Source organism: Corallococcus sp. CA041A, from assembly GCF_003612075.1.
Classification (GTDB): Bacteria; Myxococcota; Myxococcia; order Myxococcales; family Myxococcaceae; genus Corallococcus; species Corallococcus exiguus.
Window position 1 is genome coordinate 16,759 of the sequence record NZ_RAWF01000082.1, and the last position, 18,487, is coordinate 35,245.

Annotated in this window: 15 protein-coding genes; 5 read left to right on the plus strand and 10 right to left on the minus strand. The window is 70.6% G+C overall.

Annotated elements, in window-relative coordinates; genetic code table 11:
• Nucleotides 1–59 precede the first annotated feature (59 nt).
• Complete coding sequence (locus D7V77_RS16740; protein ID WP_120577292.1) at nucleotides 60–1,331, plus strand: endonuclease/exonuclease/phosphatase family protein; 1,272 nt, start codon at nucleotides 60–62, stop codon at nucleotides 1,329–1,331.
• A gap of 13 nt (nucleotides 1,332–1,344) precedes the next feature.
• Here D7V77_RS16740 and D7V77_RS16745 read toward each other — a convergent pair whose 3' ends face one another.
• The gene (locus D7V77_RS16745; protein WP_120577293.1) at nucleotides 1,345–4,362 is read right to left on the minus strand and encodes an amino acid adenylation domain-containing protein; all 3,018 of its coding nucleotides are present in this window, start codon (nucleotides 4,360–4,362) and stop codon (nucleotides 1,345–1,347) included.
• Between the two features lie 389 nt (nucleotides 4,363–4,751).
• Here D7V77_RS16745 and D7V77_RS16750 point away from each other — a divergent pair, with 389 nt between their 5' ends.
• Nucleotides 4,752–5,168 (plus strand): hypothetical protein, encoded by a 417-nt coding sequence (locus D7V77_RS16750; protein WP_120577294.1) that lies wholly within the window; start codon nucleotides 4,752–4,754, stop codon nucleotides 5,166–5,168.
• Between the two features lie 22 nt (nucleotides 5,169–5,190).
• Here the strand turns inward: D7V77_RS16750 and D7V77_RS16755 are convergent, their stop codons facing one another.
• A complete protein-coding gene (locus D7V77_RS16755; RefSeq protein ID WP_120577295.1) occupies nucleotides 5,191–6,165 on the minus strand; it encodes an NADPH:quinone oxidoreductase family protein in 975 nt (324 codons plus the stop codon).
• A gap of 363 nt (nucleotides 6,166–6,528) precedes the next feature.
• Between D7V77_RS16755 and D7V77_RS16760 the strand changes: the two genes are divergently transcribed.
• Nucleotides 6,529–8,787, plus strand: coding sequence for a M4 family metallopeptidase (locus tag D7V77_RS16760; RefSeq protein WP_120577296.1), 2,259 nt, complete (start codon nucleotides 6,529–6,531; stop codon nucleotides 8,785–8,787).
• A gap of 100 nt (nucleotides 8,788–8,887) precedes the next feature.
• On the opposite strand, the gene D7V77_RS16765 is transcribed toward D7V77_RS16760, so the two are convergent.
• From D7V77_RS16765 to D7V77_RS16780, 4 genes are all read right to left on the minus strand, one after another.
• Nucleotides 8,888–10,165 (minus strand): DUF418 domain-containing protein, encoded by a 1,278-nt coding sequence (locus D7V77_RS16765; protein WP_120577297.1) that lies wholly within the window; start codon nucleotides 10,163–10,165, stop codon nucleotides 8,888–8,890.
• A 69-nt stretch (nucleotides 10,166–10,234) separates the two neighbouring features.
• Nucleotides 10,235–11,536, minus strand: a complete 1,302-nt coding sequence (locus tag D7V77_RS16770) for a DUF418 domain-containing protein (RefSeq protein ID WP_120577298.1) — start codon at nucleotides 11,534–11,536, stop codon at nucleotides 10,235–10,237.
• Nucleotides 11,537–11,619: 83 nt separating this feature from the next.
• Nucleotides 11,620–12,459, minus strand: coding sequence for a metallophosphoesterase (locus tag D7V77_RS16775; protein ID WP_120577299.1), 840 nt, complete (start codon nucleotides 12,457–12,459; stop codon nucleotides 11,620–11,622).
• Between the two features lie 65 nt (nucleotides 12,460–12,524).
• Nucleotides 12,525–12,884 (minus strand): response regulator transcription factor, encoded by a 360-nt coding sequence (locus D7V77_RS16780; protein ID WP_120577300.1) that lies wholly within the window; start codon nucleotides 12,882–12,884, stop codon nucleotides 12,525–12,527.
• A gap of 129 nt (nucleotides 12,885–13,013) precedes the next feature.
• Between D7V77_RS16780 and D7V77_RS16785 the strand changes: the two genes are divergently transcribed.
• Entirely contained in the window at nucleotides 13,014–13,379 is a 366-nt protein-coding gene (locus D7V77_RS16785; RefSeq protein WP_014399416.1) for a helix-turn-helix transcriptional regulator, read from the plus strand.
• Between the two features lie 14 nt (nucleotides 13,380–13,393).
• Here D7V77_RS16785 and D7V77_RS16790 read toward each other — a convergent pair whose 3' ends face one another.
• Both D7V77_RS16790 and D7V77_RS16795 read right to left on the minus strand, forming a co-directional pair.
• On the minus strand, nucleotides 13,394–14,608 hold the full coding sequence (locus D7V77_RS16790; protein ID WP_120577301.1) for a DUF790 family protein: 1,215 nt from the start codon (nucleotides 14,606–14,608) through the stop codon (nucleotides 13,394–13,396).
• Nucleotides 14,595–15,998, minus strand: a complete 1,404-nt coding sequence (locus D7V77_RS16795) for a DEAD/DEAH box helicase (RefSeq protein ID WP_120577306.1) — start codon at nucleotides 15,996–15,998, stop codon at nucleotides 14,595–14,597. Before D7V77_RS16795 ends, D7V77_RS16790 begins: the two co-directional genes overlap by 14 nt.
• 297 nt (nucleotides 15,999–16,295) lie before the next feature.
• On the opposite strand from D7V77_RS16795, the gene D7V77_RS16800 reads away from it, so the two are divergent.
• On the plus strand, nucleotides 16,296–16,706 hold the full coding sequence (locus D7V77_RS16800; RefSeq protein WP_120577307.1) for a response regulator: 411 nt from the start codon (nucleotides 16,296–16,298) through the stop codon (nucleotides 16,704–16,706).
• Between the two features lie 12 nt (nucleotides 16,707–16,718).
• On the opposite strand, the gene D7V77_RS16805 is transcribed toward D7V77_RS16800, so the two are convergent.
• The gene (locus tag D7V77_RS16805; RefSeq protein ID WP_120577302.1) at nucleotides 16,719–17,324 is read right to left on the minus strand and encodes an outer membrane beta-barrel protein; all 606 of its coding nucleotides are present in this window, start codon (nucleotides 17,322–17,324) and stop codon (nucleotides 16,719–16,721) included.
• Nucleotides 17,321–18,409: a hypothetical protein gene (locus D7V77_RS16810; protein WP_147452081.1), complete on the minus strand. Its 1,089-nt coding sequence runs from the start codon at nucleotides 18,407–18,409 to the stop codon at nucleotides 17,321–17,323. Before D7V77_RS16810 ends, D7V77_RS16805 begins: the two co-directional genes overlap by 4 nt.
• Nucleotides 18,410–18,487 lie beyond the last annotated feature (78 nt).

The window sequence follows — 18,487 nt, forward strand, 5'->3', positions numbered from 1 at the left end:
CGCTTCCCCTTTGCTCATGGCACCCCGCGGGCCTGGCGCCCCAGCAAGGGGAGGGCGGCATGAAGATGCCCGAAGTGCTGGAACACCTGCCCGCCGTTGGACACCTGCTCGGACGCAAGCCGAGCGGGCAGGAGGACGTTTTGCCGAAGCGTGACCCCACCCTGACCCTGCCGGACTTCCAGGCCGTGCCGCTGCCCTCGAGCGAGCGCCGGCTGGGAGACGGCCGCACCTTCATCGTGCACCACCCCGCGCCGCGCGCGCCCCGGGGACCGGGCCTCACGGTGATGAGCTACAACATCCTCATGGGCGGCGAGCGTCAGGAGGCGCTGCTGGAGTACTTCACCCAACTGGAGGCCCAGGACCGCATGCCGGACGTCATCGGCCTGCAGGAGGCGGGCGTGCCCATGTCGGTGCTGCTCGCGTCCCGCTTCGGCTTCCACCTGGCGTACCAGGGCAGCGACGGCGACGACGGCACCCGGCTGGTGAACGGCAAGGCCTGGCTCAGCCGCCACCCCATCGTGGACGCCGCGCACTTCACCTACGTCCTCACCGAAGCCGAGCGCAATGAAGCCATCGCGCGCCAGGGCTACGCGGGAGAGCTGGTCGAGGACCGGGGCGTACTGTGGCTGAAGCTCCACGTGGAGGGCCGCCCGCTCTACCTCTACAACCTGCACCACGCGCTGGGGGACTCGGCCATCAACGCCCTCAACCTGCGCCAGCTCAACTCGCTCCTGAGCCGCCGCGAGGGCGTCCCCGCCGTCGTGCTGGGCGACTTCAACGCCAACACCGCCATCAAGCGAGGCGGCTCCTGGCTGGTGGCGCACCTGCTGCACCCGAAGCAGGACAACGACACGGACACCATCGAGGAGTTCCGTCAGCGCTACGGCGACGACATGCACAACGTCACGGTGGGCGACCGCGGCGTGGGCAACATCGCGGACCCGCGCCTGCGCCATGAGCTGCACACGCTGGAGCAGGACCTTCCGGAGACGGTGTGCCACGCGACGACGGTGCGCGTGCGGCTGGCGGACCACTCGCTGACGACGCCTCATCACGCCCGTCAGGAGCTGAGCTCCGGCCAGATTCCCAAGCACAGCCCCGCGTGGTGGCGCCTGCAGGACATCGCGGATTGCGCCACGCTCACCTCGCACCCGGACAGCCACGGCGTGGTGCACGCCACCGGCAAGCGCTTCGACAACTTCTACGCGACGCGCTCCCTGGTCCCGGTCCTCTTCGAGGTGGACCGCTCCACCGAGTCCTCGGACCACCAGCCGGTGGTGGCCCACTACCGCTTCGGCGACGGACAGGTGAAGTCCCCGCCGCACCACTGACGTCCTGCCCCCGCTACGCGGCGAGGGCCGCGGAGCGGTGGCGCGCGAAGAGGTCCTTCACGTAGCGGCGCAGCAGGGCCGCGTCGATGTCCGGGCACTGGATGTCCGTGCCCGCCAGCGCGGCGCGGGTGTGGTCCGTGCGCACGCGCGGCGTGCGGTGGTGCAGCTCCAGCACCGTGCGGGTGCCGTGGTAGACCTTCTCGCGCAGGAACGCGACCAGCGGGAAGAGGGCGTTGTCCGGCCCCACCCGTCCCAGCTCGCGCAGCCACACCGCTGGCGCCACGCGGCGCACCGGGTGCCCGTGCACGCCCAGCATGTCGAAGAGGGCGTTGTGGCTCGGCTCCTGCTCGCGCTCCGGCGCCAGGTTGTATGTGCCGCCCGGGGCCTGGGTGAGCACCAGGTGCGCGGTGGCGCTGGCCACGTAGTCCACCGGCACCGGCAGCCAGTACTTGTCCGGCAGGTCCGGCGACATGCCCAGCTGCGCGTTGCCCACCAGCAGCCGGCACAGCATGTCGTCCGCGTTGCCGATGCCCGTGCGGCTGTGGCCCTGGATGAAGCCCGGCCGGTAGATGCTGACCGGCAGGCCGCTGTCGCGCGCGTCCACGGCGATCCGCTCCGCGACCCACTTGGCCCGCGTGTAGCCGTTCTCGTAGGACATCAAATCCAACGAGCGCTCCAGCGCGAAGTCCTCGTCCACCTCCTCCAGGCCCAGCAGCGTGCCCACCGCGCCGTGGACGCTGAGCGAGGACACGTGGTGCAGGGGCTTCGTGCGGCCGTGCGCGCAGAAGGCCAGCACCTGCTGCGTGCCGGCGACGTTGGGCCGCCCCGCGTCCGCGTACGGCAGGATGTAGCTGATGCTCGCGGCCGAGTGCACCACCGCGTCGCACTGGAGCGCCAGGTCGTCATGCACGGACGCTTCCAGCCCCAGCCGCGTCCGGGTGATGTCGCCCGCCACCGCCTGGATGCGCCCGTCGCGCCAGGGCAGGTGCACGCCGTACTTGCGAGCGGTGGCACGAAGCCGCGCGCCCGCCTCCGCGTCGTCGCGCGCCCGCACCAGGCAGTGGATGCGCTCCACGCGGGGCGCCAGCGCGGCCAGCAGGTGGATGCCCAGGAACCCCGTCGCCCCCGTGAGCAGGAGCGTGCGCGGCGGCTGCTTGACGAGCGCGGGGGCCGTGAGCCGGGGCAGGGCGGCGGACCGCGCGTCGGTCAGCAGCGTGGCGCGCACGCCCTGGGGGCCCGCTTCGGCCGGAGCCGCGCCGGCCTCGCAGAAGGGCAGGAGCAGCTGGGGCGTGGGGTGCGAGTACACGCGGCGCGACGGCAGCGACACGCCGAAGTCCTCCTCCACCTGGGCCAGCACGTGCGCCACGCCCAGGGAGTCACCGCCCGCCTGGAAGAAGTGCGTGTTCGCCGTGACCGTGCCCGGGGCCGAGCCCAGGCCTCGCTCGAAGGCGCGGCACAGCCGGTCAATCGGAGTGGCGGGCGTCGAGGGCGCGGTGGGCTGCGCGGCGCGGGAATCGGACGCGGTGGCGCCCACCCAGTCCGCCGGGGGCGGCAGGGCCCCCCGGTCCACCTTGCCCAGGTGGGGCATGAGCGGCAGGCGCGGCAGCTCCACGAAGCGGTGCGGCACCATGTAGTCCGGCAGCACGACGCCCAGGTGCGCGCGCAGCGCCTCCAGCGACACCGTGTGGCCCTCCTGCACGCTGTGGTACGCGACCAGCAGGCCCGACGTCTGGCCCTGCGCGTCCGTGTGCTCGAAGACCGTCACCGCCGCCTGCGCGACGCCCGGGTACGCGTACAGCGCCTGCTCGATGGCCTCCAACTCGATGCGGAAGCCGCGCAGCTTCACCTGCTGATCCATCCGGCCCAGGAACACGAGCGCCCCATCCGCGCGGCGCACGGCCTCGTCACCGGTGCGGTACCACCGGGCGCCCTGGGCGTCCGTGGGGAAGCGCTCCCGCGTGCGCTCGGGCTGGTTGCGGTAGCCCTCCGCCACGCCCTCGCCGCCAATCCACACCTCGCCCGTCGCGCCCACCGCGACGTCCTGTCCGTCCGTCCCCACCACGCGCAGGTGCACGCCCGGCAGCGCCTGTCCGATGGGCACGGGCGACTCGCCGCCCTTCACCCGGTACGCGGTCGCGCAGACCGTCCCCTCCGTGGGGCCATAGGCGTTGAAGACGCGGCGGCCAGACGCATGCCACCGCTCCGCGAGCGGCGCCGGGCAGCGCTCGCCCGCCATCACCACGCACGCCACGTCCGGCAGCGTGTCCACGTGCGGCCCCAGCTGCCCCAGCACGGACGGCGGCAGGCACAGGTGCGTCACGCGCTGCTGGCGCAGGTACTCCGCCATGCGCCGGCCGGGCAGCAGGTCCTCGCGCGTGCCCTGCACCACGGTGCCGCCCGCGAACAGCGTGGGGAACACCTCCCACACGGACGCGTCGAAGTTGATGCTGGCGAACTGGAGGTGCCGCGTGTCCGGCCCCAGGCCCAACAGTGGCCCCACGCCGTGCACCAGGTTCACGAGCCCCCGGAACGTGCACACCACGCCCTTGGGCTCACCCGTGCTGCCAGAGGTGTAGATGAGGTACGCGGGCCGGTCCGGCGGCGCGTCGATGATGTCCGGGACGTCGATGTCCTCCGCGCCGTCCACCGCCGCCGCATCCGCCTCCAGGAAGGGCAGGGGAGCCCCCAACCACGTCTCCAGGAGCCCCACGGAGACGCGGTGCATGCGCTGCGTGACGACGCCGCGCAGGCCCGCGTCGCGCAGGATGCGCAGAAGCCGCTCGTCGGGGAGGAAGGGATCCAACGGCACGTAGGCCGCGCCCGCCATCCAGATGCCCAGGATGGCCGGGATGACCTCCGGCCCCGGCACCACCATCAACCCCACGCGGTCTCCCGGCCGCACGTTCCACTCGGTCCGCAGCCGCCGCGCCACCCGGGCCGCCCGGCGCAACAGCTCCGGCTGCTTCAGCACCGTGGAGCCGAAGGCGATCTCCGCGGTCGGGGGAAGACGCAGCGTGGACGGAAGGGCCATGGTGCATTCCTTGGATGTGGTGACTCGCGCGCGGGTGCTTCGCGTTTGAAAAGTCTAAAGACTGGCAGCGTTCGCGCAATACGTAGGAACCGCGCGGTGATACACGCGGAGTCTTGATTGCAACACACACGCTCGGGTCATCCATGCCCCCGTCTCCGTCAGGGGACTCCCGCACGCGGTGTATGTCATTCCCGTCTGGATATATCTTTGGAACACCGCGGGCGCGTACCTCCACGCCAGGGTGACGATGTCTGTCTTTTTCCCGTGGGGGTGTGCCGCGGCCGTGCGCGAGCCCCCGGCGGGTGGGTGCAACCTGATTCGTCGGGGTGGGTCCGCACCCCCTGTCGCGCTGGATGATTCAAGGGGGCTGGGCTGTAGTGGAGGACCGGATGCCTTCGCTACGACACGCCTTCCTGCTCAACGCCGTCCGCGAGCTTGGCCGCTCGGTGCCGGACATCGCCCACTCGCGCGCCTCCTGGGACGCGTGCCTGGAGCGGATCCGCGAGGTGTGCATCACGACGCTGGGCATGGAGTACGACACGCTCGCCCGCTTCGACGCGCGCTCCGTCGTCGGGCTCTTCGCCCACCCGGAGCAGGCGCGCATCCTCGCCCGGCTGGTGGATGAGCGGGCCCGACTGTGCGAGGCCCACGGGCGCTACGCGGACGCGCTGGCGGACAGCGTCTTCGCGGGCCAGCTCCTCATGTGCTCGCGCGCCCGCTTCGGTCTGCCCCGGGATGCCCGCGCCGCGGACGTCCTGGAGCGCGAGGCAGGGACTCCCACGCCCCTGCCCCTGCCAGGGGAGTGACGCCGAGTGACGTCGAGTGACGTCAGCCGGCCTTCACCTTCAGCACGACCTTGCCCACGGCCTGGCGCGACTCCAGCTCGCGCAGCGCCTGCGCGCCGTCCTCGAAGGGGAAGACGCGGCCCACCACTGGATTGACGAAGCCCTTCGCCGCGAGCGCCTCCAGGTCCCTGGCGATTTCGCCCGGCAGCTCCGGCGCCTGCATCAGGAAGGCGCCCCACGCCACGCCCACCACGGAGACGTTGCGCAGGAGCAGCCGGTTCACCGTGACGGAGGGGATCTGGCCGCTGGCGAAGCCCACCACCAGGAGCCGTCCCTCCGGCGCCAGCACCTTGAGGCTCTTCTCGAAGACGTCGCCGCCCACGGGGTCCAGCACCACGTCCGCGCCCCGGCCGTCCGTGGCCTCGCGCACGCCAGCCTGGAACTCCTTCAATAGAAGGACGACGTCCGCGCCCGCGCGCGTCGCCACCTCCTTCTTGCGCTCGTCGCTCACCACCGCCAGCACGCGCGCCCCGGCGCCCTTCGCCACCTGTACGGCCGCGGTGCCCACGCCGCCCGCAGCGCCGTGCACCACCACCGTCTCTCCCTGGCGCAGCTGCCCGCGCCGGTGCAGCGCGAAGTGCGCCGTGTGGTAGTTCATCACCACGCCCGCCGCCTGCTCGAAGCTCCACGCTTCCGGAATGGGGAAGGCCATCTCCGGCGCCACCACGCAGGCCTCCGCGAAGCCGCCCAGGGTGAAGGAGAAGCCCATCACCCTGTCGCCGGGCTTCACCCGTGCCCCCGCCGGCGCGGCGCGCACCACGCCCGCCACCTCCACTCCCGGCACGAACGGCACCTCCGGCTTCATCTGGTACTGGCCGCGGGTGAGCAGCAGATCCGGGAAGCTCACCCCGGCCGCCACCACATCAATGAGGACCCCGTCCCCCGCCTCCGGCTCCGGGACCTCCACCATCGCCAGGCCCTCGGGTCCCTCCAGCCGCTGAAGCTGCAACGCGCGCATGTGTGTCGCCTCCTTGAGAGCGGGACGCTAGCCCGCCTGCCCCGCCCCAAAGCCCTCCTGGATGTCAACGGTGATGAAGGACCCACCCGGGTCGGGAATAAATGAGACGGCAATTTCTCCCCGGCGTTCACTCATTGCACGCATCCGCCGACAGACGCTTCAACCACGAAGTAACCGCCTTGCTGGTTTGAAGCTTCAACCCCGTTTTCGCCGGGCTGCGTGAGTTCCTCCGTCATTTCAAGCAGTTGCGAGATACTCTCGAAGTTTGAGAAGAGATGTAAAAGTAGAAATCTCGCCTGTACTTGAAATACGCGCCTCTCCTGTGGCACAGTGTTTCCTAATCTTTCCCCTTAGGAGGATTACATGTACGAGAAGCGAGTACGCGGCGCCCTGGGTGCCGCAGCCCTGTCCCTGATGGTTGGCGCTTGCACCGATGGCGCTCCTGCGGCGAACACCGAGGACGCCAACATCCAGAAGGCTTCCGCCAATCTGTCGGCGGGCCAGAAGGTCATCGCGGCGGACTCCGACGCGGTCCCCACCTTCCTCACCGGTTCCTTCGGTTCCGTCCCCGCTCCCTCGGCCATCCAGGGCATCGCGGCCCAGCAGCAGCTGGCGCCGGTGCTCGCGGGCGTGGCGCCGCTGTTCCACCTGAACCCGAACGACCTGTTCCTGAAGCGGGCCTACGTCGGCTTCGACGGTGACACCCACTACCGTTACGGCGTGACCCAGAACGGCATCCTGGTTCAGGACGCCGAGGTTCGCCTGCACGCGCGCAACGGCTCCGTGTTCGCGGTGAACACCAACGCCCGTGGCGACCTGCAGGGCGAGCTGAAGGCCACCATCGCGTCCGACGCGGCCATCTCGGCGGCGGTCGGTGATCGCGGTTCCCCGGAGCGCGCGGCCGCCAACGGCGAGCCCCAGCTCGTGTACCGCCGCTCGGGCAACGAGCTCATCCTCGCGTACGAAATTCGCGTCGTGGGCGAGCTGAAGGACACCACCCCGGTGGATGACTCCGTGTACGTGAACGCCAAGACGGGCGACGTCTTCGAGCGCGTTCCGCACATCCACTCGGCGAAGAACCGCCAGGTCAACGACATGCAGCACAAGACGAACGTCCCCACGGGCGGCGTTCGGGCTCGGTGGGAGGGTGATGCGGCCCACGCCGACGTGGTGGTGAACAACAACTACAACCACCTGGGCACGGTCTACGACTGCTACCAGAGCCTGTTCGGCCGCGACTCCATCAACAACGCGGGCGCGACGCTGAAGAGCTTCGTCCACTACAGCAACAACTACGTCAACGCCTACTGGGACGGCACCCAGATGGTGTACGGCGATGGCGACGGCGTGAACGCCTCCAACCTGGCGAACTCGCTGGACGTGACCGCGCACGAGCTGACGCACGCGGTGACGGAGAACGAGTCCAACCTCACCTACTCCGGTGAGTCCGGCGGCCTGAACGAGTCCCTCTCGGACATCTTCGGCGCGGTGTGCGAGTGGTACGGCAAGGGCAAGGTCATCGACGACGGCACCTGGATCGTCGGCGACGACGTCTGGACCCCGAGCATCCCGGGTGACGGCCTGCGCTACATGAAGAACCCCACGCAGGACGGGGACTCGCTCGACTACTACCCGGACTACGGCTCGGGCGTGGACGTGCACTACAGCTCGGGTATCTCCAACCTGGCGTTCTACCTGATGTCCGAGGGTGGCACGCACCCGCGCGCCAAGACGACCCAGGTCGTCACCGGCATCGGCTTCGAGAAGGCCGCTCGCGTCTTCTACAAGATCAACGCCGACCTGCTGGTTGCGTCCTCGAACTTCGAGGCCGCGAAGACCGCCTCCGAGCAGGCCGCGACGCAGCTGGGCTTCACCGCGGCGGAGATCGCCTCGGTGGGCAACGCCTGGAAGGCCGTGGGCGTGGGCGTGCCCGTGCCTCCTCCGGTGACCACGCCGATCGAGAAGGGCGTGCCCGTGACGGGCATCAACGGCACCTCCGGCAGCAAGGTGTACTACTCGGTGACCATCCCCGAGGGCGCCACGGACGTGACCTTCACGCTGTCCGGTGGCACGGGTGACGCGGACCTCTACGTCCGCAAGACCAACGCCCCGACGGACTCCCTGTACGACTGCCGTCCGTACAAGTCCGGCAACGCGGAGACCTGCACCTTCGCCACCTCCGGCGCCAAGGGCATCTGGTACGTGATGATCAAGGGCTTCACCTCCTACACGGGCACCAGCCTGTCCGTGACCTGGAAGGGTGGCTTCGAGGACATCGGCAACGAGACCCGCATCGAGGGCCTCTCCGGCGTGCCGGGCTCCACCCGCACCTTCATCATCGACGTGCCTGAGTTCAAGAAGGACTCCGGCATCAACACGCTGTCCATCGCGCTGGGTGAGGGCGAGGGCAACGCCGACGTCTACGTGCAGGCCGCCGCCGCCCCGACGTTCACGTCCTACCTGGGCCGTGGCGTGAGGGAGAGCGCGACGGAGAGCGTCATCCTGCGCAACATCCCGGCGGGCAAGTACTACATCACGATCGTCGGTGTGCCGAGCCTGGTCGACACCGAGGTCGACGGCTACATCAACACCGTGTTCGCGGCCTCCTACAAGGTCAAGTAGTGCCTGAAGGTGTGGGGCGCGGCGAAGGTGCCGCGCTCCGCTCCTGAGACCCCGGGCTCCCGCCTCCTCGCGGGACCCGGGGTTCTTTTTTTGTCCCGCTTCAGTTCACCGCGTGCGCCGCGGTGGGGCCCAGGCGCATGGGCTGGGCGCGGCCGTAGGTGAGCGAGCGCCACAGCCACTCCACCGGGCCGAAGCGGAAGCGCGCCAGCCACCAGTGGCTGAAGGCCACCTGTCCCGCGAACAGCAGCAGGCTGAAGACCACCGTGAGCGACGGCGGCGTGCGGCCCACCAGGCCCAGGCCCCAGCCGTCATACAGCGTGATGCTGAGCACGGACTGCATGAGGTAGAGCGTCAGCGCCATGCGGCCCGCGGGGGTGAAGACGCCCAGCACCTTGCGCCAGCGCTCCTTCTGGAAGAGCAGCGCGAAGGCCGCCGCGAAGCCCACGCCCAGGAAGAGGATGCCCACGTCCTTGGGGATGCGCATCCACACCAGCCACCCCGGCAGGCTCGTCACGCCCCGGTACGTGAGGTTGAGCGCCAGGACGACGAGCCCGATGACGCTGCCCACCCCCAGTCCCCAGGCGGCCAGCTTCCGCAGCAGCGGACGGTGGCGCTCCACGTCCTGCAGCAGCCCCCGGCGCCCGGCCCACAGGCCCAGCAGGAAGCGGCCCAGGATGATGGACAGCAGCACCGGGCGGTTGGGGTTGGGGATGCTGGCCCAGCCGTAGGCCGCGTTGGCCTGCTGGCTGGTCACCACCGAGTCGCTGGAGAGGCCCGCGAAGAAGGCCGCGCGGCGCTCCGCGTCCTCCTCCCGCGTGGCCTTCTGGGCGCGCTCCGTCGCCGCCGCGCCGTCCAGCATCACCGGGAGCACCCGCTGCCCGATGGAGAAGACGGTGGGCACCACGAACAGGAACAGCGCCGCCCAGACGAGCACCGTCTTTTCGGAGCACTGGCGGAACGACAGCAGCAGGAAGCCCACCAACGCGTAGGTGGTGAGGATGTCGCCCAGCCAGAGGGCGAACATGTGGACCAGCCCGATGCCCAGGAGCACGAGCAGGCGGCGCCGGTACACCGGCACGATGGAGGTGCCCCGCCCTTCCGCGCGCGTCATCTGCAGCGCGAAGCCCAGGCCGAAGAGGAGGGTGAAGAGGGTGACGAACTTCTGCTCGATGAGCAGCGCGAAGAGCGAATTGACCGTGAGCTCCAGCGGCGACGCGGCCAGCGCCAGGGCCTGCTCTTTCGGCAGGAACAGCCGACCGTTGAACCAGTTCAGGCTGTTGGAGATGAAGACGCCCAGGAGCGCGAAGCCGCGCAGGGCGTCCAGGGCGTGGACGCGCTGCGCGCTTTCAATGGGACCGGCGGAAGGGGACTCGGACATGCCGGGCACTACATGCTGGCGCCCTCGGCAGCGTCAAATCACGCGCCCGCCCTGATACAGCGATACATCTCAGTGCGCCGCGCGCGCCTCACCGGCGGGGGCCAGGCGCATGGGCTGGAGGCGGCCGTAGGTGAGCGAGCGCCACAGCCACTCCACCGGCCCGAAGCGGAAGCGCGCCAGCCACCAGTGACTGAAGGCGACCTGCGTCGCGAAGACGCCCAGGCACAGGAGCACCGTGCGCGACGGCGGCGTGTGGCCCACCAGCCCCAGGCCCCAGCCGTCATACAGCGCGATGCTGATCACGGACTGCGTGAGGTAGAGCGTCAGGGCCATGCGGCCCGCGGGCGTGAGCACGCCCAGCACCTTGCGCCAGCGCTCCTTCTGGAAGAGCAGCGCGAAGGCCGCCGCGTACCCGCAGCCCATGAACAGGTAGCCCACCTCCCGCAGGGTGCGCATGCCCACCATCCACGGCGGCTGGCTGGTCTGCCCCCAGGGGCCGCCCGGGGCGCCCCGGCTCCTGAGATAGAGCACCAACGACAGGGTGGCGACGGCGCTGCCCACGCCCAGCCCCCAGGCCATCACCCGCACGAGCAGCTTGCGGTGGCGCTCCACGTCCTCCAGCAGCTTCATGCGTCCGGTCCACAGGCCCAGCAGGAAGCGGCCCAGGATGATGCACAGCCAGATGGGACGCCCCGGGTTGGGCAGGTTCTGCCAGGCGAAGAGGGCGTTGGCCTTCTGCGACGTCAGCACGGACTCGCTGGACAGGCCGGTGAGGAACGCCGTGCGGTGCGCGGCCTCCAGGTCGCGCGTGGCCTTGGCGGCGGCTTCCGCGGCCTCCTTGCCGTGCAGCAGCTCCGGGCCAAAGCGCTGCGCGATGGACAGCGTGAGCGGCAGGACGACGAAGAGCACCGCCACCCAGGTGAGCACCGTCCTGTCCGAGCGCTGGCGGAACAACAGCAGGACGAAGCCCACCAGCGCGTAGGTGCTGAGGATGTCACCCACCCAGAGGGCGAACATGTGCACCAGGCCGATGCCCAACAGCACGAGCAGCCGGCGCCGGTACACCGGCACGATGGAGGTGCCACGCCCTTCCGCGCGCGTCATCTGCAGCGCGAAGCCCATTCCGAAGAGGAGGGAGAAGAGGGTGACGAACTTCTGGTCCACGAAGAAGGCGTAGAGCTGGCGGACCACCGCTTCCAGCATGGGCGCGGCCAGCGCCTGTGCCTGTTCGTTCGGCAGCAGCGTCCGGCCGCTGAACCAGCTCAGGCTGTTGGAGACGAAGACGCCCAGGAGCGCGAAGCCGCGCAGGGCGTCCAGCAGGTGCACGCGCTCGGAGAGCTCGACGGGGCCAGCGGAAGAGGGCTCGGGCATGGCGTGCAACTACACGCCCGGGACTCCGCACCGTCAAACACGTTGGGTGTGGCGCGGCCCGCGTCGAGTTGTGACTCGCGACGTCACGGCTGCGGGGCGGGCTTCTGAGGACCGGGAAGGACTTCACGCAGGCAGCGCTCCAGGCCGCCCCGGTGACGCCATTGCATGGGGTAGCCCAGGGAGACCTCCTCGAAGCGCACGCCGTCGCGCCACAGCGTGGCCGGCATGTGCAGGTGCCCCGTCACCACCACCTCCGCGCGGTAGCGCGTGTGCCAGTCCTCGGTGAGGCGCGTGCCGCACCAGATGGAGAAGCGCGGGATGCGCGGCAGCCGCACGTGCTCGTAGCGCAGCGGATAGTGGTTGATGAGGATGGTGGAGCACTCCGGCGGCAGCCGCTCCAGCCGCGCGCGTGTGCGCTCCACGCGCGCGTGGCACCAGGCCTGACGGGTGGGGTAGGGCTCCGGATGCAGGAGCACCTCGTCCGTGCACATCAGGTCGTCCTCCCAGGCCCACTCCAGCGCCTTGTCCGCGGGCACGGTGTCCGGGCGGAAGGTGTAGTCGTAGCCCAGGAACATGGGGACGATGACGCGGGGCGGGCCCTCGCCGGGCCAGCGCGGATACGGGTCCTCCGGCGTGAGCGCGCCGAAGCGGTGGCACAGGTCCACCATGCGCAGGTAGCGCGCCTCGCCCTTCAGCGGAGGCTGTTCGGAGGGCATGGTCCACAGCTCGTGGTTGCCTGGCGCCCAGACGACCTGGCGGAAGCGCGCGGTGAGCGTGCGCAGCATCAGCTCCATTTCCGCGAGCGTCTCGCCCACGTCGCCGCCGACGATGAGCCAGTCGTCCGGACGTGGCGCGAGTGCCGCCAGCGCCTCGTGGTTCTCCTTGTGCCGCAGGTGCAGGTCGCTGATGGCGTAGAGCTTCATGGCGTGCGTGGGGGAGTCCCTACCTTAACGCTCCCCGCCGCGCACGCCATGGGAACGCCCGGCCGTCAGCTCAAGGAGGTCAGGAGCGCCAGCACCTGCTGCGGCGGCGCGGCGCGGTCCATCCAGGTGATGCCCTCCTCCCGCAGCCCGCGAGACGGGGGATGCGTGGTGTGCAGCGCGCACGCGGCGCGAGGATGCTGGGCGCGCACGCACGTGAGCAGGCACAGCCCGTCACCATCCGGCAGGCCGTAGCCGCACACCACCACGGACGGCGCCGCTTCCCCCATCAGCCGCTCCGCTTCGCGCACGCCCAGGGCGAAGCGCTTGTCTCCGGGCAGGTACCTGGAGAGCCGCCGCAGCGCGGCCAGCGCACGCGGATCCGCGTCCACGAAGAGGAAGCTGGGTGGGCTGGAGGACTCTCGCATGAAGGCAATGGGTGGTGCGGACGGGCTAGACGCAAGAGGTTGTGTCGCGAAAAGCCTACCCCGGAAGTTCTTGGAAGCCAACCTCTCAAGTCATATCGACATGGGCGAACCCGGTAGGTTAACGACCCCATGGAAAAGACCCTCGCATCCCGGCTCGGAGGCGCGGCCCGCGTCGCCCGCACCCGCCTGAACCTGACCCAGGCGGACGTGGCGGAGCGCATCGGCATCGCCAGTGAGGTCTACGGGCGCCTGGAGCGCGGCCACATGCTGCCCAGCATCCAGACCTTCCGCCGGTTGTGCGTGGTGCTGTCCATCTCCGCGGACGAGGCGCTGGGGCTGAAGCCGTCGCAGGACGTGAAGTGGGCCGCGGAGCCTCCGTCCGACTACGGCGAGTCCGCGGAGCTGCGCCGGCTCCTGCGTCGCGCGAAGCAGCTGGATCGGGGCTCCGTCCGCATCCTCAGCGTGCTGGCCTCACAGTTCAAACCGCGGAGCTGAGGGCGCTCCGGCGCTCATCCGGCCTTCGCCGCGCCGTCCCATCGCGCGAGCCGTTCCCTCAGTTTCCGGACGGAGGGAAAGCCGTTGAAGAGCACCACCTGCGGGTGATCTTCCAGCACCTGCCGCTCCGCCGACTCCTTCGCCAGCGCGCGGTCCACGCCCAGGAGCAGCCCCGCGTCCGGACGCGCGCGCAGCTCCGCCAGCCGGCGTGACAGCGGCGCCGCGTGCCACGGGTGGAACAGCTCCAGCGCGACCTCCTGGCCCGACTTCCGGTGGCGGAAGGTGAGGTCCGGCACGCACAGTCCAGCGGCGCCGGTGTGGCGGGGCAGGGGCGTCAGGTCCAGCTCCCAGGCCTCATCCTCGAAGCCTTCCGCCAGCGCGGCCACCTCCGGCGGCACGTGCCCCAGCGCGGCGGGCAGCGGGGACACCAGCGGATCCTCGTGGGAGAGCTGGAGCGTGGACCGCTTGCGCGCGTCCTCCAGCACCGCGGAGAGCTCCCAGCGCTCCAGGATGGGAACCACGGAGAGGAAGCTCGCGAGCTGCAGGCCGTACTTCTTCTGCAGGGACAGCATGGCGCCAGGGCCCTCCACCTCCAGGGCCCAGTCCTCGCCGTCGCGCCGCACCTCCGCCACCAGCCGGCAGAACTTCAACCAGCGCAACAGCTTGCGCACGCGCAGCAGCTCCGGAGACCGCGCGCGCAGGGTGAGGCGCCGGGCGTTGAGCAGCGGCCCCTGCGCGAGCGCCAGGTTGTAGCGGTCCAGGAGTCCCTGCGGAGTGAGCGCTTCGCCGTCCCAACCGAGCAGCTTCCGGTTGCCGGGCAGGTCCGAGTAGAGCGCCTCGCGCGTGTCCGCCAGCGGCGCGCCCAGGGCCTCCGTGAGGCGCGCTTCGTAGGCCTCCAGCGTGGTGTCCGGCGGAAGGGTCCGCAGCACCTTCGTGCCCACGAGCAGCGTGCGCCAGCGCGCCTCCGTGGCGCCTTCGCCGGCCTCGTCGAAGATGAGCCGGTCGAGGAGCAGCTTCACCAGCCCGCGCGCGACCTTGGGGCGGCTGAACGCTCCGGCCTTGAGGCTGAAGGCCTCCTCTACATCGTCGCGGCTCTGGCCCCGGAAGGACTCCGCGTCCGCGAGCAGCTCCTTCGCGAGCGCCTGGAGGGACGGGTCGTGGGTCTTCACGAAGGAGGGGCGCAGGATGCCTTCGCGCACGCGCGAGGCGAGCAGCTCACGCGTCAGCATCTGGCGATCCCTCCGGCTCCTGGTAGGCGCGGTGTTGCCGGCGTCTTTCGCTGATGCCGCTCTCCGCGGTCTGCGCGGAGCACACTTCGTACAAGAGGGCGCGCTTGCCGGGGCGTTTTCGCAAGATGCGGCCCAGGCGTTGGACGTGTTCGCGCACGCTGCCGCTGCCACTGAGCACCACGCCCACGCGAGCGTCCGGCACGTCCACGCCTTCGTTGAGGACCCGTGAGGTGAGCAGCACCGGCAGCTCCGCGCTGGCGAACGCGGCCAGCAGCGCCTTGCGCTCCGGCAGCGGCGTGTGGTGCGTGAGCGCGGGCAGGAGCAGCTTGCGCGCCAGCGTGTAGACCGTCTCGTTGTCGTCGGTGAAGACGATGGCGCGGTCCTCGCGGTGCTCCAGCAATATCTTCCAGAGCGCGTCCAGCTTGCCGCTGGAGGTGAGCGCGATGCGGCGCTGCTCCCGGTAGCCCCGGTACGCCGCGCGCCCTTCGTCGCTCCGCTGACTCTGCGCCAGGAAGCGCGCCCAACCCTCCGGCGACGCGAGCGGCACGCCCAGCTTGCGCACGAACGTGATGTAGCGGCCTCGCGCCTCGTCGTAGCGCGCCTTCTCGTCGGGCGTGAGCGGCACCTCGATGCGGCGGACCTCGTAGGGCGCCAGGTACTGGCCCTGGAGTTCGTCGATGCCGGTGCGGTGCACCAGCGGGCCCAGGAGCTCCTCGCACACTCGCTCGCCGCCGTCCGCGCGCTCCAGCGTCGCGGTGAGTCCCAGCCGGTAGGGTGCGAGCGTCCCCTCCGCGATGAAGCGGTAGCTGGGCGCGGGCAGGTGGTGGCACTCGTCGCAGATGAGCAGTCCGAAGCGGTTGCCCGTGAACTCCATCTGCATCGCCGCGGAGTCGTACGTCGTCACAGTGAGCGTCTGCCGGTCGTTGACGCCGCCGCCCACCATGCCCACCGGGGTGGCGAAGTGCTTCGCCAGCACGCCCTGCCACTGCGCCATCAAATCCAACGTGGGCACCACCACCAGCGTGGGACGCTTCACCCACGCGATGGCCAGCACCGCCAGCAGCGTCTTGCCCGCGCCGGTGGGCAGCTCCACCAGCCCCCGGCCTCCCGCGCGCGTCCAGGCGTCCAGCGCCGCGCGCTGATGCGGAAACGGCTCGATGGGCACCGCGAGGGGCAGCTCCGCCGGCTCGAAGCGCTTCGCGCGGTCCTCGTAGGGCAGCCCGCATTCGCGCAGGCGCAGGACGACGTCGCGGTAGTGCCGCGCGGGCGCGCGGAAGACGCCCGTGCGCGCGTCCTTCTGGAAGAGCGCGTGCAGACGCTCGTCGTCGGGCAGCGTCGGGGCCACCAGCGTGCCGCTGTCGTAGTGCAGCTCGGTGAGGGGGGAGGGCAGGGGCTCGATGGCGGACGCTCGGGACTCTGGGGGAACCGACGTGGGGGGAGACTCGCGCGGGATGGGAAGTAGCGGGTTGGAAGGCGCGCCGCCACTCTGGCCCGCATGGCCGGAAGAAGCCACGGGCGCGGACGATTGGCTGCCTGGCGGCACGGCGTGCCATCTGGACGCGGGGCGGATTGCTTTGAGGGGGGCTCGGGCGTTACCTGCTCCACCCATGCCCTGGATCCGCCCTGCCATTGGTTGTCCTGTACCGCCCTCGGGTGGGAGTTCCGCATCCTTCCAGGCGTTGGCCCGCTGATGCGGATCCTCGTCGTCAGCCCGCATGCGGCGTCCCGTGCGCTGCTCAGCCGCTTCCTGGACTCGGAGCCGGACGTGGAGGTGTCCGCCACGGGCGAGCCCGATGACGCCTTCGCCTCCATCGCGGAGCACACGCCCGCGCTGGTGGTGGTGGACCTGCGCCGTCCGGACGAGGACCACCCGCTGTTCCTGGGGCTCTTGCGCAAGCGGCACCCGTCGCTGCCGGTCATCTCGCTGGTGCCCGGCCGGCTGCGCATCTTCGACGGCCGCTCCGAGCGCGTGCGCGAAGCCCACGGAGACACCGCGGAGGCGCTGCACCACCTGATGGGGTCGGTGCTCCAGGCCACGCGAGACCTGCTGGCCCAGCACCTGCTCCGGATGTTGCGCCCGCCGGTGGGACGGGCCTGAGCCACCGCTCGACTACAGGCGCAGCCGGTAGCCCAGGGCGGCGAGCACCGCGCCCGCGTTCACATCGCCGGTGGTGAGGAAGTCCACTGGAGCGAAGTGGAACTTCGCCTCCAGGAAGGCGCCGCCCGGACCCAGCGGCAGCTCCGCGCCCGCGAGCGCCTGGAAGCCCAGCCCGCCGCCGCTCTCCGAGGTGGTGCTGTCGAACGACTCCACCGTCGCGCGGTGCAGGTACAGGCCAGGGCCCGCGCCCACGTAGGGCGTGAGCGGACCGAGCGCGCGGGGGAAGCGGAACACGGCGGACAGCTGGATGGCCACCTCGCGCTCGGCGAGCGTGTACGGCGCTTCGATGGGCTGGCCCAGGTTGTCCATCTGGGGCCCGCGCAGCGTCCCGCTCGTGGAGGGCCGGTGGTAGTTCACCTCCAGCACCAGCGCGAGGCGCCGCTGGAGGAGGGGCGTGAGGTAGCCCACCTCGCCGCCCAGGAAGAGGTCGCCGCCGAGCGACGTGACGGGCTTGATGAAGCCCACCTTGGGCGCGATGAAGAGAGGGCCTCCGTTGTCCTTCTTGGAGGAGGGGGCGGCGGCCAGCGCCGCGGCCGCGAGCAGGGCGAGGGCGTTCATGGGGAGACGGTGAAGCCGGAGGACGCGGGGAGGGTTCCGAAGGCACCGCTGGGGTCCGCGACGATGAACCCGTAGGTGCCGGGCACGATGCCGCCGGGACACGTGGGATCCGTGACGGGCCGCGAGTCGAAGCCCGAGCAATTCGGCACGGTGGCCCGGAGCTGCGACGAGGAGACGAAGGTCACGTCGTACAGCGGGATGTTCACCGTCTGGCCGGGGTCCGTCTTCACGGGCGCGACGAGGTACACGTCGTGGGTGCCGGTCGTGAAGGGCTTCGACGCGCCGGACGCGGTGTTGGTGAGGGTGATGACCGTGTCGCTCTTCGCGGGGCCGCTCGCGGGCGACACGGAGAGGGCGCCCAGCCTCGGATAGGTGATGGTGAGCGCCTGGGGACGCGTGACGGAGCAGCCCTCGGGGTTGGTGAGGGTGAGCGCGTAGGTGCCTTCCGGTGTCGCGGGAGGCACTTCGGTTTCGATGCGCGTGTCGGAGACGATGGTGAGGGTGAAGAGGGGCTGATCCTCTTCGCCCTGCCGCTGAAGGACGATGAGCGGCAGCGCGTCCGAGCGGAAGCCGCTGCCTTCGATGACGAGGGGGCTGGCGGCGTTGTAGCGGAAGCCGTCGGGCGCGGTGAGGTTGGTGATTTCCGGCGGCGGCACGACGCGCAGGGCGTCCTCGAGCTCGGAGGTGCCGCCGAGGGGGTTCGTCACGGAGACCGAATAGGCGCCGGGCGGGAGCGTGTTCGACGGCGTGCTGTCGCGGGTGGGCAGGTCCATCCGCATGAGCTCGGTGCGCGCGAAGAAGAGGTGGTCCGCGGGGAGCGTGTAGTCGGTCGGGCCGCTCAGCGAGACCAGGGGCAGCTCCACGGACGGCGTGTCGGTGAGCGCGTCGCGAGGCACGGGGATGAAGCGGCTGCCGATGAGCTCCAGGCGCCATCCCGCCGTGCCGCCACCGGCGTTGCAGACGCGCGCGGGGGTGATGAGCCGCTGCCGCGGATTGATGAGGCCCTCGAGCTTCGGGGTGGTGCCTTCGGTCGATTCAGAGCAGGCGACCAGGCTGAGCAGTGCGGCGGCGACCGGAAGGCGCACGGGTTCCTCCATCATCCCGTCAACAAGGCTGTCACACGTTAGGCCGGGGCCCCGGAGGGTCAGGAGTTTTTTCCGGCT